The sequence below is a fragment of the Verrucosispora sp. WMMC514 genome, assembly GCF_027497295.1.
Lineage (GTDB): Bacteria > Actinomycetota > Actinomycetes > Mycobacteriales > Micromonosporaceae > Micromonospora > Micromonospora palythoicola.
This window is the reverse complement of the sequence record NZ_CP114906.1, coordinates 4,641,363-4,656,177: the sequence shown is the minus strand read 5'-3', so window position 1 is coordinate 4,656,177 and position 14,815 is coordinate 4,641,363. Positions and strand designations below refer to the sequence as shown.

Annotated in this window: 11 protein-coding genes; 9 read left to right on the top strand and 2 right to left on the bottom strand. The window is 70.9% G+C overall.

The features are described 5' to 3' along the window. Positions 1-93 precede the first annotated feature (93 nt). Positions 94-738 carry a hypothetical protein gene (locus O7597_RS21650; protein WP_269738925.1) on the top strand — a complete coding sequence of 215 codons (645 nt, stop codon included), beginning with the start codon at positions 94-96 and terminating at the stop codon, positions 736-738. A 387-nt stretch (positions 739-1,125) separates the two neighbouring features. After that, positions 1,126-2,019, top strand: a complete 894-nt coding sequence (locus O7597_RS21645) for a hypothetical protein (protein ID WP_281580544.1) — start codon at positions 1,126-1,128, stop codon at positions 2,017-2,019. Positions 2,020-2,153: 134 nt separating this feature from the next. Here the strand turns inward: O7597_RS21645 and O7597_RS21640 are convergent, their stop codons facing one another. Then, on the bottom strand, positions 2,154-2,555 hold the full coding sequence (locus O7597_RS21640) for a cytidine deaminase (protein WP_281580543.1): 402 nt from the start codon (positions 2,553-2,555) through the stop codon (positions 2,154-2,156). Between the two features lie 134 nt (positions 2,556-2,689). On the opposite strand from O7597_RS21640, the gene hrpA reads away from it, so the two are divergent. Further along, positions 2,690-6,748 carry an ATP-dependent RNA helicase HrpA gene (gene hrpA, locus O7597_RS21635; protein WP_281580542.1) on the top strand — a complete coding sequence of 1,353 codons (4,059 nt, stop codon included), beginning with the start codon at positions 2,690-2,692 and terminating at the stop codon, positions 6,746-6,748. Here hrpA and O7597_RS21630 read toward each other — a convergent pair. Further along, positions 6,745-7,677 carry a LysR family transcriptional regulator gene (locus O7597_RS21630; protein WP_269738930.1) on the bottom strand — a complete coding sequence of 311 codons (933 nt, stop codon included), beginning with the start codon at positions 7,675-7,677 and terminating at the stop codon, positions 6,745-6,747. The two genes, hrpA and O7597_RS21630, sit on opposite strands and share 4 nt — an antisense overlap. A gap of 77 nt (positions 7,678-7,754) precedes the next feature. Between O7597_RS21630 and O7597_RS21625 the strand changes: the two genes are divergently transcribed. From O7597_RS21625 to O7597_RS21600, 6 genes are all read left to right on the top strand, one after another. Further along, positions 7,755-8,447, top strand: a complete 693-nt coding sequence (locus O7597_RS21625) for a succinate dehydrogenase cytochrome b subunit (RefSeq protein WP_281580541.1) — start codon at positions 7,755-7,757, stop codon at positions 8,445-8,447. A gap of 2 nt (positions 8,448-8,449) precedes the next feature. Further along, a complete protein-coding gene (locus O7597_RS21620; protein WP_281580540.1) occupies positions 8,450-10,387 on the top strand; it encodes a fumarate reductase/succinate dehydrogenase flavoprotein subunit in 1,938 nt (645 codons plus the stop codon). Continuing rightward, on the top strand, positions 10,384-11,145 hold the full coding sequence (locus O7597_RS21615) for a succinate dehydrogenase/fumarate reductase iron-sulfur subunit (protein ID WP_281580539.1): 762 nt from the start codon (positions 10,384-10,386) through the stop codon (positions 11,143-11,145). The genes O7597_RS21620 and O7597_RS21615 overlap by 4 nt, the downstream gene beginning before the upstream one ends. A gap of 175 nt (positions 11,146-11,320) precedes the next feature. Continuing rightward, a complete protein-coding gene (locus O7597_RS21610; protein ID WP_281580538.1) occupies positions 11,321-12,502 on the top strand; it encodes a zinc-dependent alcohol dehydrogenase in 1,182 nt (393 codons plus the stop codon). Between the two features lie 93 nt (positions 12,503-12,595). Next, positions 12,596-13,606 (top strand): serine hydrolase, encoded by a 1,011-nt coding sequence (locus O7597_RS21605; protein ID WP_281580537.1) that lies wholly within the window; start codon positions 12,596-12,598, stop codon positions 13,604-13,606. 51 nt (positions 13,607-13,657) lie between these two features. Beyond that, positions 13,658-14,809, top strand: a complete 1,152-nt coding sequence (locus O7597_RS21600; protein ID WP_281580536.1) for an MBL fold metallo-hydrolase — start codon at positions 13,658-13,660, stop codon at positions 14,807-14,809. Positions 14,810-14,815: the final 6 nt, after the last annotated feature.

Sequence of the window (14,815 nt, the reverse complement as noted above, 5' to 3'; positions counted from 1 at the left end):
ACACCCGGTTGGCCCCTTATCTGCCCTGGGCGATGTCAGAGTCGTCGATTAGAATGTATGTACTAATCGAGTTCCTGACCTGGGAGGATGCTCGTGACCGCGCCCATCTCCGCCCCCCTCACGCCGTACGCCACCCTCCTCGGTTTCACCCGGTACGTCGACCGCACCGGCCCGACCAAGGCCAGCTTCGTCGGTGGCCTACGCCGACAGCGGGCGAGCCGTTCCGGATTCAATCCGCACGGGCAGTTCGTGAAGGCGCTCAAGGCCGACATCGCCTTCCACACCGGCGGCACCCACCTGGCGCAGGTGGTCGACGTGGTCAAGCCCCGCTGGCGCCCGCTCTACCAGTCGCTCGTGCCCGGCGCGACGGCCTGGCTGCACTCCCTCGGCGAGCCCGCCGAGGTCGACCTGGCCCAGACCCGCGACGCGCTGGCCATGCTCGGCGACCTTCCGATCAAGATCAACCCTCACTTCGGCATCCGGTACGCCGACGGCCGCGCCGAGGCGGTACGCCTGCACTTCGACGAGGCCCCGCCCAGCGAGGAGGCGACCCTGGCGGCACTGCACCTGACCGCCCGTCACATGGACGCCGTGCTCCCGCACGCCGAGCCGGTCCTGGTCGACGTGCGCCGGGGCAGCACCCACCGGATGCCCGACAACGCCAGGCCCCACGAGATCGAAAGCTGGCTCGCCGGCGAGGCAGCCGCCTTCCGCGCCATCTGGTCCGCCGCCGCCTGACCCACCCCGCCCCGCTCTCCCCCGCCCCCTGCCCTGCCCTGCCCTGCCCTGCCCTGCCGTGCCGTGCCGTGCCCTGCCGTGCCGTGCCGTGCCGTGCCGTAGAAAATCAGCAACTTCGGGGGAAGTGTCGCCTCGACGCACCCGGAAGCAGCACTTTTCCCGAAGTTGCTTGAGCAGTAGCGCCCCGTCGCGGCGCGGCGGCGGGGCGGCGCGGCGGGGGCGGGTGGGCGGCGCGGCGGCGGGGGCGGGGCGGCGAAGCGGGTGGGCGGGGCGGCGCGGCGGGTGGGTGGGCGGGGCGGGTGGGGTGGGGTGGCGGCGGGGCGGCGGGGCGGCGGGGTTATCCACAGGGGCGGCGGGCGGTGCTTGCGGTCGTCCATGGTGGACGGCATGGCTAAATCCGCTCGGCGTCCGCCGCAACTGCGCGGGCGCGTCTTCCAGGGTTCCCGTGCTGTGGCCCGAGGGCTACTGACCCGGGGCGAACTACGCAGCCGGGCGTGGCGACCGGTCTTCCGGGACGTGTACGCCGACGCACAGCTCACGATCTCGCACCGCACCCGATGCCTGGCTGCGGCGCGGTGGGTGCTCCCACCCGGGGCGGTGATCGCTGGGCGCAGCGCCGCCGCGCTGTTCGGCGCCGGATTCATCGGAGACGCCGATCCGCTCGACATCCTCGTACCCGCCGGTTTCCGCTTCGGGCCGGTCGCCGGTCTGGTGGTGCACACCGGCGAGGTCGCCGAGGCCGATGTGCTGTCGCACGCCGGCATGCCGGTCACCACGCCGCTACGGACCTGCTGGGACCTGGCCCAGTGGCTGGATCCGGAGGAGGCCGTGGTGGTGGTGGACCGGCTGCTCGGCCAACAACTGGTACGCGCCGAACAGTTGCGGGAGATGGCGGACCGGCGTCGCGGCGCCCGGGGCTGGAAACGCATGCTTCGGGTGACTCAGCTGGCCGACCCGGGCGCGGAGTCGGCTCAGGAGTCGCGGCTGCGGGTGCGGATCGTGCTGGCCGGTGTTCGCCGGCCGGTCACCCAGTTCGTGGTAGAACGTGACGGCAGGTTCATTGCCCGGGTCGATCTCGCCTGGCCAGAGTTGAAGATCGCGGTTGAGTACGACGGACTCTGGCACGACGACCCGCAGCAACTCCATCGCGACCGGCGACGCCTCAACCGCCTGCTCGGCGAGGACTGGATCGTGTTGCACGTGACCGCCCAACGGCTCCGCGAGGACTTCGACGGCTTCCTCGCCGAACTCCGCCAAGCAATACGCACCCGCACCCGCTGATCCCACCACCCCACGCACAAGCCCGAACGAGCACAAGCGCAGACGAGCACAAGCGCAGACGGCAACTTCGGGGAAACTGCCGCCTCTGGACGTGTCGAGGGGACACCTTCCCCGAAGTTGCACACGCCCGTGGATCAGGGGTGCGAGCCGGGCAGGCTAGTGGGGGCGGGTGGGGTCAGGTCGGTGACGGGCACGACCTTCGGATCCTCGGGGTTGCCGACGATGACGCGTAAGGCCGGATAGCGGTCGGCCAGGAGCTGCCGGCAGGGGGCGCAGGGGGTGACGAGGGACCGGCCACGGTCGCCGACGGTGACGATTGTCTCCAGCTCTGCCACGCCCTGTGTGGCGGCGGTGCCGAGCGCGACCGTCTCGGGGCAGGCTCCTCCCGTGGCGTGCACCACGTTGACTGCGGAGATCACCCGACCGTCGGCGGTACGCGCCGCCGTGGCGAGGGTGTGGGTGGCGCTGCGGCAACGCAGCTTCGCCACCGCGCTGGCGGCCTGCACCAGCGCCCGATCGGTGTCACGCATCGTCATCGGCGTCCCCGTGTCCCGCTTCCAGCCCGGCGCCCAACGATAGACCGACCGGAGCAGCCGGCCCGAGCAGGCCGGGCATGGCACGGGTAACCAGGAGGCGGACCGGCAACCGGCTGCCTATCCTTGGCCACGACATGCAGAATCCAGCCTCACCCGCCGCGACCGATCCCGTCCGCGAGTTGCAGCGTCGCCTTTCCCCGCTGATGTTCCGCGACCAGCGTCAGCTGCGCCGTCGACTCGACGGGCTGCGGAAGCTACGTGACCCGCAGCGACGCGAGTCGGTGCTGGCGGAGATCGTCGCCGAGACGGCTGCGGCGGAGGGTCGGCTGGAGCGGCGGAAAGCGGCGGTCCCGAAGATCGTCTACCCGGCCAGTCTGCCGGTCAGCGAGCGCAAGGACGACATCGCCGCCGCCATCCGCGACCACCAGGTGGTGATCGTGGCGGGCGAGACCGGCTCGGGCAAGACCACTCAGCTGCCGAAGATCTGCCTGGAGCTGGGGCGTGGCATCGGCGGCCTGATCGGGCACACCCAGCCCCGGCGGTTGGCCGCGCGTACGGTGGCCGACCGGATCGCCGAGGAGCTGGGCACCGAGCTGGGTGACGTGGTCGGCTACAAGGTGCGCTTCACCGATCAGGTCAGCGAGAACAGCCTGGTCAAGCTGATGACCGACGGCATCCTGCTGGCCGAGTTGCAGACCGACCGGATGCTGCGCCAGTACGACACGTTGATCATCGACGAGGCGCACGAGCGCAGCCTCAACATCGACTTCATTCTCGGGTACCTCCGGCAGCTCCTGCCGCGCCGCCCCGACCTCAAGGTGATCATCACCTCGGCGACCATCGAGACCGACCGGTTCGCCCGGCACTTCGCCGGGCCACCGACCGCCGAGCATCCCGACGGCGAGCCGGCACCGGTGGTGGAGGTCTCCGGCCGGACCTATCCGGTCGAGGTGCGCTACCGGCCACTGGTCGAGGTCGCCGGAGGCGACGAGGAGGACGCCGACGAGGAGAACGTCCGCGACCAGATCCAGGCCATCGGTGACGCCGTCGAGGAGCTGGCCGCCGAGGGGCCGGGCGACATCCTGGTCTTCCTCAGCGGTGAGCGGGAGATCCGGGACACCGCCGAATCGCTGGGCAAGCTGGTGCAGAACAAGCGGTCCCTGCTCGGCACCGAGATCCTGCCGCTGTACGCCCGGCTCAGCGTCGCCGAGCAGCACCGGGTCTTCGCCCCGCACGGCGGACGCCGGGTGGTGCTGGCCACGAACGTGGCGGAAACCTCGCTGACCGTGCCCGGCATCAAGTACGTGGTGGATCCCGGCACCGCCCGGATCTCCCGCTACTCGCAGCGGCTGAAGGTGCAGCGGCTGCCGATCGAGCCGATCTCGCAGGCCAGCGCCAACCAGCGCAAGGGTCGCTGCGGACGTACCTCGGACGGCATCTGCATCCGACTCTACGACGAGCAGGACTTCGACTCCCGCCCCGCGTTCACCGACCCGGAGATCCTGCGGACCAACCTGGCCTCGGTCATCCTCCAGATGACCGCCATCGGCCTGGGCGACATCGCCGCGTTCCCGTTCATCGACCCGCCGGACCGGCGCAACATCACCGACGGCGTCAACCTGCTGCACGAGCTGGGCGCGCTCGACCCGGCCGAGAGCGACCCGACGAGACGGCTCACCACCCTCGGCCGACGGTTGGCCCAGTTGCCGGTCGACCCCCGGCTGGCCCGGATGGTGCTGGAGGGGGAACGCAACGGCTGCGCCACCGAGGTGATGGTGATCGCCGCGGCCCTGTCCATCCAGGATCCGCGCGAGCGGCCGGCGGAGAAACAGGCCCAGGCCGACCAGGCGCACGCCCGGTTCGCCGACGCCGAATCCGACTTCGTCGCGTACCTCAACCTCTGGCGGTACCTGCGCGAGCAGCAGCGGGCCCTCTCCTCCAGCGCGTTCCGCCGGATGTGTCGGGCCGAGTACCTCAACTACCTGCGGGTCCGGGAGTGGCAGGACATCGTCAGCCAGTTGCGCCAGGTGCTGCGTACCCCGGACGACCGGAACCGGGGACGCGGCCGGCGGGGCGGCCCGGACGCCGCGCCCGACGGCGGCGGGCGGCGCCAGGGCGGCGCGGACCTGCCGGAGGAGATCGACACACCGAAGGTGCACCAGTCGCTGCTGCCGGGCCTGCTGTCGCACATCGGCCTGAAGGACGCGCAGAAGCACGAGTACCTGGGCGCGCGTGGGGCGAAGTTCGCCCTGTTCCCGGGCTCGGCGCTGTTCCGCAAACCGCCCCGCTGGGTGATGGCCGCCGAGCTGGTGGAGACCTCCCGGCTCTGGGGGCGGGTGAACGGGCGGATCGAGCCGGAGTGGGTCGAGCCGCTCGCCCAGCACCTGGTCAAGCGCAGCTACAGCGAGCCGCACTGGGAGAAGAAGCAGGCGGCGGTGATGGCGTACGAGAAGGTCACCCTCTTCGGCGTCCCCCTGGTCACCTCCCGCAAGGTGAACTTTGGTCGGATCGACCCGACGCTGAGCCGGGAGCTGTTCATCCGGCACGCGCTGGTCGAGGGCGACTGGTCCACCCACCACCAGTTCTGGCGGGACAACCAGCGACTCTTGCACGAGATCGAGGAGCTGGAGAACCGGGCTCGGCGGCGCGACATCCTGGTCGACGACGAGACGATCTTCCAGTTCTACGACGAGCGGATCCCGGCCGAGGTGGTCTCCGGGCGGCACTTCGACAGCTGGTGGAAGAAGACCCGGCGGGAGCGGCCCGAGCTGCTCACCTTCACCCGGGAGCTGCTGGTCAACGCGGGCCGGGGCGGGCTGGACGAGGCCGACTACCCCGACCAGTGGCGGGCCGACAGGGTGGCGCTGCCGCTGACGTACACGTTCGAGCCCGGCGCCCCGACCGACGGCGTGACGGTGGACATCCCGCTGCCGTTGCTCAACCAGGTGCCCGCCGAGAGCTTTGACTGGCAGGTGCCGGGGCTGCGCGAGGAACTCGTCGTGGCGCTGATCCGGTCGCTGCCGAAGCCGGTACGACGCAACTTCGTGCCGGTGCCCGACTACGCCCGCGCCGCGCTGGCCGCGATCACCCCCGGCGAGGAGCCGCTGCTGGACGCGCTGACCCGACAGCTGCGGCGGATGACCGGGGTGACCGTGCCGAGGGACGCCTGGGATCTGGGCAGGCTGCCGCCGCACCTGCGGGTCACCTTCCGGGTGCTCGGTGACGACGACGAACCGGTCGCCGAGGGCAAGGACCTGCCGGCCCTGCAACGCCAGCTCAAGGCGGAGGTACGCCAGGTGGTGGCCGCCGCCGCACCGGAGGTGGCCCGGTCGGGGCTGACCGGCTGGGAGATCGGTACGCTGCCGCGCACCATCGAGCAGGTCCGGGCCGGGTACGCGGTGACCGCCTACCCGGCGCTCGTCGACGAGGGCGCGACGGTGGGCGTGAAGGTGTTCGACTCACCCGGCGAGCAGGAGGCCGCCCACTGGGCCGGCACCCGGCGGCTGCTGCGGTTGACCGTGCCGTCACCGGCGAAGTTCCTCCAGGGGCGGCTGAGCAACGAGGCGAAGCTGGCGTTGTCCCGTAACCCGCACGGCGGGGTGCAGGCGTTGATCGAGGACGCGGCCGGCGCGGCGATCGACAAGCTGATCACCGACGCGGGCGGGCCGGCCTGGGACGAGGCGGGTTTCGTCGCGCTGCGCGAGAAGGTCCGGGCCGAGCTGGTGGACACGGTGGTGGCGGTGATGGACCGGGTCCGGGCGGTGCTCGCCGCCGCGTACGCGGTGCAGCAGCGCCTCGGCGCGACGCGGAACCTAGCCGTGGTGGCCGCCCTGGCCGACATCCGCAACCAGCTCACCGGCCTCGTGCACGCCGGTTTCATCACCGAGGCCGGGTACGCCCGACTGCCCGACCTGCTGCGTTACCTGACCGCGATCGAGCGTCGACTGGACCGGCTGCCGAGCAACCCCGCACGGGACAAGCAGCAACAGGACCGCGTCGCGGTGGTGCAACGCGAGTACGACGAGTTCCTGGCCGCCCTGCCCACGGCGCGACGCTCGTCGCCGGCGGTCCGCCAGATCCGCTGGATGATCGAGGAGCTGCGGGTCAGCATCTTCGCCCAGGCCCTCGGCACCCCGTACCCCGTCTCCGAACAACGCATCTACCGCGCCATGGACGACGCCGAGAACGGTTAGGGCAGGGGTTCGACGCCGGGGGGGAGTTGACGGGTGGCGGTGGCGGTGTGGATGTAGTCGAGCAGGATGCGGCGTAGTTCGCGGCCGGCGTGGGTGGGTACGGCGTCGCGGCGGCGGGCCACCGCGATGGTGCGGCGGACGCCGGGTGGGGCGAGCCGGGTGACCCGGATGCCGGTTCGGCGGGCCACCACCATGCCGGGTACCACGGCGATGCCCAGCCCGGCCTCGACGAAGCTGAGCACCGCGTCCATCTCCCCGCCGTCCACCGACAGGGTCGGTTCGAAGCCGGCGTCCCGGCACGCCTGGAGGGTGGCGTCGCGCAGGTCGTAGCCCTCGCGGAACATCACCATCGGCTGGTCGCGCAGGTCGGTGATGCGCAGCTCGGCACCGGGGATGGCGGTGGGCACCGGGTCGACCGAGGCGACCACCAGATTCTCGGTGAGGATCGGATCGGCCCGCAGGCCGGCGTCGGTGCCCTGGCCGGGCATGATGATCAGCGCAAGGTCGAGGTCGCCCCGGAGCAGGTCACGGACCAGGTCCTGCGAGCCGCCCTCCTCCATCCGCAGGTCGACGGTGGGGTGGGCGTCGCGGAACCGGCGAAGCACCGGCGGAGCGAGCGAGGTGGCGAGGCTGGGGGTGGCGCCGAGGCGTACCCGGCCGCGCCGCAGGCCGACAAGTTCCTGCACCTCGCGGGTGGCGGTCTCGACGTCGGCCAGGATCCGGGTGGCCAACGGCAGCAGCACCTCCCCCGCCGCGGTCAGCGTTATGTTGCCCCTTACCCGCTCAAACAGGGGTGCGCCGAGGGTGTCCTCCAACGCGTGAATTTGCTTACTCAACGACGGCTGGGTGATGCCCACGAGGTCGGCCGCCTGGGTGAAATGTCGTACTTCGGCCACCGCGACGAAGTACTTCAGCTGATGGAGCTGCATCTACATAGCTTATGGCTATCAAGACTGCGGTGTCGATGCATTGGACGACTGATCGAAGTCCTCCTAGCGTCGGTCGAGTGGTAGTCACGACGAGAACCCGGTCGCCCATCCGATCGAATGTCGGCCTCAAGGCCGTCATGGCGGTGACGGGCATCCTGCTGGTGCTGTTCCTGATCGCCCACATGCTGGGCAACCTGAAGATCTTCTCGGGCGCGTCCTCGTTCGACCACTACGCGCACTGGTTGCGCGAGATCGGCGTCCCGCTGCTGCCCAGCGCCGGGTTCCTGTGGATCCAACGGGTCGGCCTGCTGGCCGCGGTGCTGCTGCACATCTGGGCCGCCACGGTCCTGGCGTTGCGCGCCCGCGCCGCCCGCCCGGTGCGCTACGCCCACCGCAAGAAGGTCCGGGGCAGCTACGCGGCCCGGACCATGCGGTGGGGCGGCGTGATCATCCTGCTCTTCGTGATCTACCACATCCTCGACCTGACCACCGGCACGCTGAACCCGGTCGGCGACCCGTCCCGCCCGTACGCCAACGTGGTCGCCGACTTCGCCCCGCAGCGCTGGTACGTCACGGCCTTCTACACCCTGGCGATCGTCGCGCTCGGCTTCCACCTGCGGCACGGCGTGTTCAGCGCGCTGCGCAGCCTGGGCCAGCAGACCCCACGCGGCGAGCAGCGGGCCCGGGTGGTGGCGCTGACCTTCGCCGTCGTGCTCTGCGCCGGCTACCTCGTGGTCCCGTTCGCCGTACTCACCGGATTGGTGTCCTGACCATGGATCTGTTCACCGAGGGCGACCCGATCGCCGACACCAGGGCTCCCGACGGGCCGATCGAGACCCGCTGGGAACGCCGCCGTTTCGAGGCCAAGCTGGTCAACCCGGCCAACCGCCGCAAGATGACGGTGATCGTGGTCGGCACCGGCCTGGCCGGCGGCTCGGCCGCCGCCACGCTCGCCGAGCAGGGCTACCGGGTCAAGTCGTACTGCTACCAGGACAGCCCCCGCCGGGCGCACTCGATCGCCGCCCAGGGCGGCATCAACGCCGCCAAGAACTACCGCAACGACGGCGACTCGGTGCACCGGCTGTTCTACGACACCGTCAAGGGCGGCGACTTCCGCTCCCGCGAGTCGAACGTACACCGCCTCGCCGAGGTCTCGGTCAACATCATCGACCAGTGCGTCGCCCAGGGGGTGCCGTTCGCCCGCGAGTACGGCGGCCTGCTCGACACCCGTTCGTTCGGTGGCGCGCAGGTGCAGCGGACCTTCTACGCCCGGGGCCAGACGGGCCAGCAGTTGCTGCTCGGCGCGTACCAGGCGTTGGAGCGGCAGATCGGCCTGGGCAACGTGGAGATGAACGCCCGGCACGAGATGCTCGAGTTGATCGTCGTGGATGGCAAGGCCCGGGGCATCGTGGTCCGGGACATGGTCACCGGCGAGATCACCACTGAGTTCGCCGACGCGGTGGTGCTCGCCTCCGGCGGCTACGGCAACGTCTTCTACCTCTCCACCAACGCGAAGGGCTGCAACGTCACCGCCACCTGGCGGGCACACCGCAAGGGCGCGTACTTCGCCAACCCCTGCTACACCCAGATCCACCCGACCTGCATCCCGGTCTCCGGCGACCACCAGTCGAAGCTGACCCTGATGAGCGAGTCGCTGCGCAACGACGGCCGGGTGTGGGTACCGAAGGTCAAGGGCGACGACCGCGACCCCCGTGACATTCCGGAGGACGAGCGGGACTACTACCTGGAGCGCATCTACCCGTCCTTCGGCAACCTGGTGCCCCGCGACATCGCCTCCCGCGCCGCGAAGAACGTCTGCGACGAGGGCCGGGGCGTCGGCCCGACGAAGCTCGGGGTCTACCTCGACTTCTCCGACGCCATCGACCGGCTGGGCCGCAAGGCCATCGAGGCCAAGTACGGCAACCTCTTCGAGATGTACGAGCGGATCACCGGCGAGGACCCGTACGAGGTGCCGATGCGGATCTACCCCGCCGTGCACTACACGATGGGCGGCCTCTGGGTCGACTACGACCTCCAGTCGACGATCCCCGGCCTGTTCGTCATCGGCGAGGCGAACTTCTCCGACCACGGCGCGAACCGGCTCGGCGCCTCGGCGCTGATGCAGGGCCTGGCCGACGGGTACTTCGTGCTGCCCAACACGGTCGCCAACTACCTGGCCGCCGGTCCGTTCGAGAAGGTCGACGCGACCCACCCGGCGGCCGTCGAGGCCCGGCGCGACGTGGAGGACCGCATCCAGCGGCTGCTCGCGATCGACGGCGACCGGACGGTGGACTCGTTCCACCGCGAGCTGGGCCAGATCATGTGGGAGCACTGCGGCATGGAGCGCTCCGAGGCCGGGCTGCGCAAGGCCATCGACGAGATCCGCGCGCTGCGGGACCAGTTCTGGCAGCGGGTCCGGGTGCCGGGCAACGGCGAGGGGCTGAACCAGTCGCTGGAGAAGGCCGGCCGGGTGGCCGACTTCTTCGAGCTGGCCGAGCTGATGTGCATCGACGCCCTGCACCGGGAGGAGTCCTGCGGCGGCCACTTCCGCGCCGAGCACCAGACCCCGGAGGGCGAGGCGCAGCGCGACGACGAGCGGTTCGCGTACGTCGCGGCCTGGGAGTTCACCGCCACGGGTGAGCCCTCGGTGTTGCACAAGGAAGACCTGAACTTCGAATACGTCCACCCCACGCAGCGGAGCTACAAGTGAACCTGACCCTGCGCATCTGGCGCCAGTCCGGCCCCCAGGACAAGGGTCGGATGGTGACGTACCAGGTCGACGACGTCTCCCCGGACATGTCGTTCCTGGAGATGCTCGACGTGCTCAACGAGCGCCTCATCCTCGCCGGTGAGGAGCCGGTCGCCTTCGACCACGACTGCCGCGAGGGCATCTGCGGCATGTGCGGCCTCATGATCAACGGGGACGCGCACGGCCCGCAGCGCGGCACCACCGCCTGCCAGCTGCACATGCGGCAGTTCAAGGACGGCGAAACGATCGACATCGAGCCGTGGCGGGCCCGGGCCTTCCCGGTCATCAAGGACCTGGTGGTCAACCGCAACGCCTTCGACACGATCATCGCCGCTGGCGGGTACGTCACGGCGCCCACCGGCAGCGCACCGGAGGCGCACTCCGTACCGGTGGCCAAGGCCGACGCCGACGCCGCCTTCGAGTCCGCCGCCTGCATCGGCTGCGGCGCCTGCGTGGCCGCCTGCCCGAACGGCTCCGGGATGCTGTTCACCGCCGCCAAGGTCACCCAGCTCTCGCTGCTCCCCCAGGGCCAGCCCGAGCGCTACACCCGGGTGATCGGCATGGTCGACGCGCACGACGAGGCCGGCTTCGGCGGCTGTACCAACGCCGGCGAGTGCACCGTGGTCTGCCCGAAGGGCATCCCGCTGACCACCATCGGCCGCCTCAACCGCGACTACCTCACGGCGACCACCCGCCACGCCGAAACCCCCGGCACCTGACCCCCCTCTGACCGAATCTCCTCCGTTGATCATGAGGTTGGCGGCAATTGTTGATCTTCAAACTGCCGCCAACCTCATGATCAACCCCGTGAAAGGCGGGGTTGGCCGGTCGGTTGAAAGCCGTTGGTGGGGGTAGCAGACCAGCTACGGGGACTGCGGCGAACTAGGGGGCGACATGCGGGCACTTACCTGGCAGGGGAAGCGGGACGTACGGGTCGAGGAGGTGCCGGACCCGAGGATCGAGGAGCCGACCGACGCGATCGTGCGGATCACCTCGACCGCCATCTGCGGCTCGGACCTGCACCTCTACGAAGTCCTGGGGCCCTACCTCAAGCCGGGTGACATCCTCGGTCACGAGCCGATGGGCATCGTCGAGGAGGTCGGGTCGGGGGTGACCCGCCTCAAGCCCGGCGACCGGGTGGTGGTGCCGTTCAACATCTCCTGCGGATCCTGCTGGATGTGCCAGCGGCAGCTCTACGCCCAGTGCGAGACCACCCAGGTCACCGCCGAGGGCAAGGGTGCCGCGCTGTTCGGCTACACCTCCCTCTACGGCGCGGTGCCCGGCGGGCAGGCCCAGTTCCTCCGCGTTCCGTTCGCCGAGTTCGGCCCGATCAAGGTGCCGGACGACGGGCCGGACGAGCGGTGGCTCTACCTCTCCGACATCCTGCCGACCGCCTGGCAGGCGGTGAAGTACGCCGACACCCCACCCGGCGGCACCCTGGCGGTCTTCGGGCTGGGCCCGGTCGGGCAGTTCTGTGCCCGCATCGGCCGCCACCTCGGTGCGGACCGGGTGATCGGCCTCGACGTGGTGCCGGAACGGCTGGAGATGGCCCGTCGGCACGGCGTGGAGGTGCTCGACGTCACCCAGCTCGACGACGTGCCCGGCGCGTTGATCGACCTGGTGGACGGGCGCGGGCCGGACGCGGTGATCGACGCGGTCGGGATGGAGTCGCACGGCGCGCCGCTGGGCAAGCTCGGCCAGGCCGCCGCCGGGTTGCTGCCGGACAAGCTCGCCCAGCCGATGATCGACAAAATCGGGATCGACCGGCTGGTCGCGCTCAAGGCCGCGCTCAAGGCCGTCCGGCGCGGCGGCACCGTCTCGATCTCCGGCGTGTACGGCGGCGAGGTCGACCCGCTGCCGCTGATGGAGATGTTCGACCGGGGCGTCCAGGTGCGGATGGGTCAGTGCCACGTGCGGCGCTGGACCGATGAGATCATCCCGCTGCTCACCGACGACGACCCGCTCGGCGTGACCGACCTGCGTACCCACCGGCTGCCGCTGGAGCAGGCGCCGCAGGCGTACGAGATGTTCCAGAAGAAGCAGGACGGCTGTGTGAAGGTCGTTCTCGCCCCGTGAGCCCATCGACGGGGTCACCTACGTCGATCCTTCGGCCTAGGGTGTGTCCTGCACACACCAGGGGACCGACGGGAGAGACGAGTGACCATTCGGATGGACCGCAGGACCGCGCTCGGCCTGGGCACCGTGGCGACGGCCGGCGCCGTGTTCGGCACCGCGATGCCCGCCGCCGCTGACCCGACCGAGCAGGCGGGCACGGGTGGCGAGCCGGGCAGTGACCGCGAACGGCTCGCCGCCCGCATCGCCGCGGCCTTCCAACGGGTCAGCACCCGGGCCGGCGGCAACTGGCAGGCGTACGTCAGCCTGGCCGGGCCGGACGGGCCGCTGGTCGCGGTGAACGAGTCGGCGGACCTGCGGATCGAGGCGTACAGCGTCAACAAGATCGCCGTGGCGGTCGCGGTGCTGGACAAGGTCGACCGGGGCCTGCTCGCCATCGACTACCAGGTGGAGGTGACCGAGGCGATCGTGGTGACCGGCGGCGACGGCATCTTCAGCCTGGACGGCGCCCACCCCAGTCTGGTGACCGTCGGCCACGTCCTGGCGAACCTGCTGACCGTCTCCGACGACACCGCGGTCCGGCTCTGCGGGCTGGTCTGCCCGGCCGCCGAGATCAACCAGATCCTGGTCGCGAAGGGCTTCCCGAACACGCAGGTGCAGCCGGTGGCCAATCCGAACCGCTTCTACCTGGGCACCAGCACGCCCCGGGAGACCCATGACCTGCTGCGGGCGCTGGTCGCCGGCACCCTGCTCTCCCCCGCCTCGACCGACCGGGTGCTGCGACTGCTGCGCTCACCGGTGGCGTTCACCGACGGGGTACGTCGCGAGATGTCCTCCGCCGAACGGGCCCGCGTCGCCACCAAGGCCGGCTGGTTCGCCGACGCCCGACACGAAGCCGGAGTGATCTTCGACACCGCCGGCGCGCCACTGGTGACGTACGCCCTCTTCGCCGACGGGCAGGCCGGCGCGGACGACTTCGGCGCCACCCACCCCGCCGTGCAGGCACGCGCCCGGTGGGGCCGGCGGGTCATGGACCTGACCGCCGGTTTCGGCGGCACCGGCACCACGCACCGCAAGCACACGTACCGCCCCAGCAACGGCGGCTGAAGCCTGCCGACGGAGCTAACGTGAACCTCGGGGACCAACCGAGGGGGAACGATGCGGGTGCCGAACGAGCCGAGCGGGCGTAGCACCGGACGGCGGATCACCGGATCGGTGGCGGGCCTGGCCGCGGTGGCCGGGCTCGCCACCGCGGCCTGGGCCGCGCGGAACGTGCCGGCCGCGATCGGCGGCCGACTGGCCGGCGCGCGCGCCGAACGGGCGGCCCGGTCACCACAGTTCCGCGACGGCACCTTCCACAACCGGACGGACACCCGCACGATGGTGCCCGCCCCGGACCGCAACCTCTTTCGGGAACTGCTCTTCGGCAAGCAGAAGCGCCGGCCGGGCGCACCCGTGCCACTGCTGCGACCGGCCGCCGAGACCGGCATCGACCCGGCGCGCGAGCTGAACATCGTCTGGTACGGCCACGCCTCCGCCCTGATCGAGATCGAGGGTCGGCGGGTGCTGCTGGACCCGGTGTGGAGCGACAGGTGCTCCCCCTCGACGGCAGTCGGGCCGCGCCGACTGCACGAACCGCCGGTACGCCTCGACGAACTGCCCCGCCTCGACGCGATCCTGATCTCGCACGACCACTACGACCATCTCGACATGGGCACGGTGCGGGAACTGACCGCCCGGCAGTCGGCGCCGTTCCTGGTGCCACTCGGGGTCGGTGCCCACCTCGACCGCTGGGGCGTACCGGCGGAGCGGATCATCGAGCTGGACTGGTCGCAAACCCACCGGGTGGCCGAGCTGGAGATCACCTGCACCGCCGCCCAGCACTTCTCCGGCCGGGGCCTGCGCCGCAACGGCACCCTGTGGAGTTCCTGGGTGGTGGCCGGCCAGCAGCGCCGCGTCTACTACACCGGGGACTCCGGCTACTTCGGAGGGTACGCCGAGATCGGCGCCGCGCACGGGCCGTTCGACGTGACGCTCATGCAGATCGGCGCGTACGACCGGGCCTGGCCCGGCATCCACATGTTCCCGGAGGAGGCGGTCGCCGCCCACCTGGACCTGCGCGGTGGGCTGTTCCTGCCGGTGCACTGGGGCACGTTCAACCTCGCCCTGCACGACTGGTCCGAGCCGGTGGACCGGCTCTGGGCCGAGGCGAAGGCCCGCGACGTGCGACTGGCCGTGCCACGCCCCGGTGAGCGGGTGGTGGTCGACGACCCGCCGCCGGTCGACGGCTGGTGGCAGGCCATCGCCTGAGTCGCC

Bases quoted from the DNA above. Each gene is read 5' to 3' on its own strand.
- O7597_RS21640 (WP_281580543.1), bottom strand. From the start codon at position 2,555: ATGACGATGCGTGACACCGATCGGGCGCTGGTGCAGGCCGCCAGCGCG.
- O7597_RS21620 (WP_281580540.1), top strand. From the start codon at position 8,450: ATGGATCTGTTCACCGAGGGCGACCCGATCGCCGACACCAGGGCTCCC.
- O7597_RS21605 (WP_281580537.1), top strand. From the start codon at position 12,596: ATGGACCGCAGGACCGCGCTCGGCCTGGGCACCGTGGCGACGGCCGGC.
- O7597_RS21600 (WP_281580536.1), top strand. From the start codon at position 13,658: ATGCGGGTGCCGAACGAGCCGAGCGGGCGTAGCACCGGACGGCGGATC.
- O7597_RS21610 (WP_281580538.1), top strand. From the start codon at position 11,321: ATGCGGGCACTTACCTGGCAGGGGAAGCGGGACGTACGGGTCGAGGAG.
- hrpA (WP_281580542.1), top strand. From the start codon at position 2,690: ATGCAGAATCCAGCCTCACCCGCCGCGACCGATCCCGTCCGCGAGTTG.
- O7597_RS21645 (WP_281580544.1), top strand. From the start codon at position 1,126: ATGGCTAAATCCGCTCGGCGTCCGCCGCAACTGCGCGGGCGCGTCTTC.
- O7597_RS21630 (WP_269738930.1), bottom strand. From the start codon at position 7,677: ATGCAGCTCCATCAGCTGAAGTACTTCGTCGCGGTGGCCGAAGTACGA.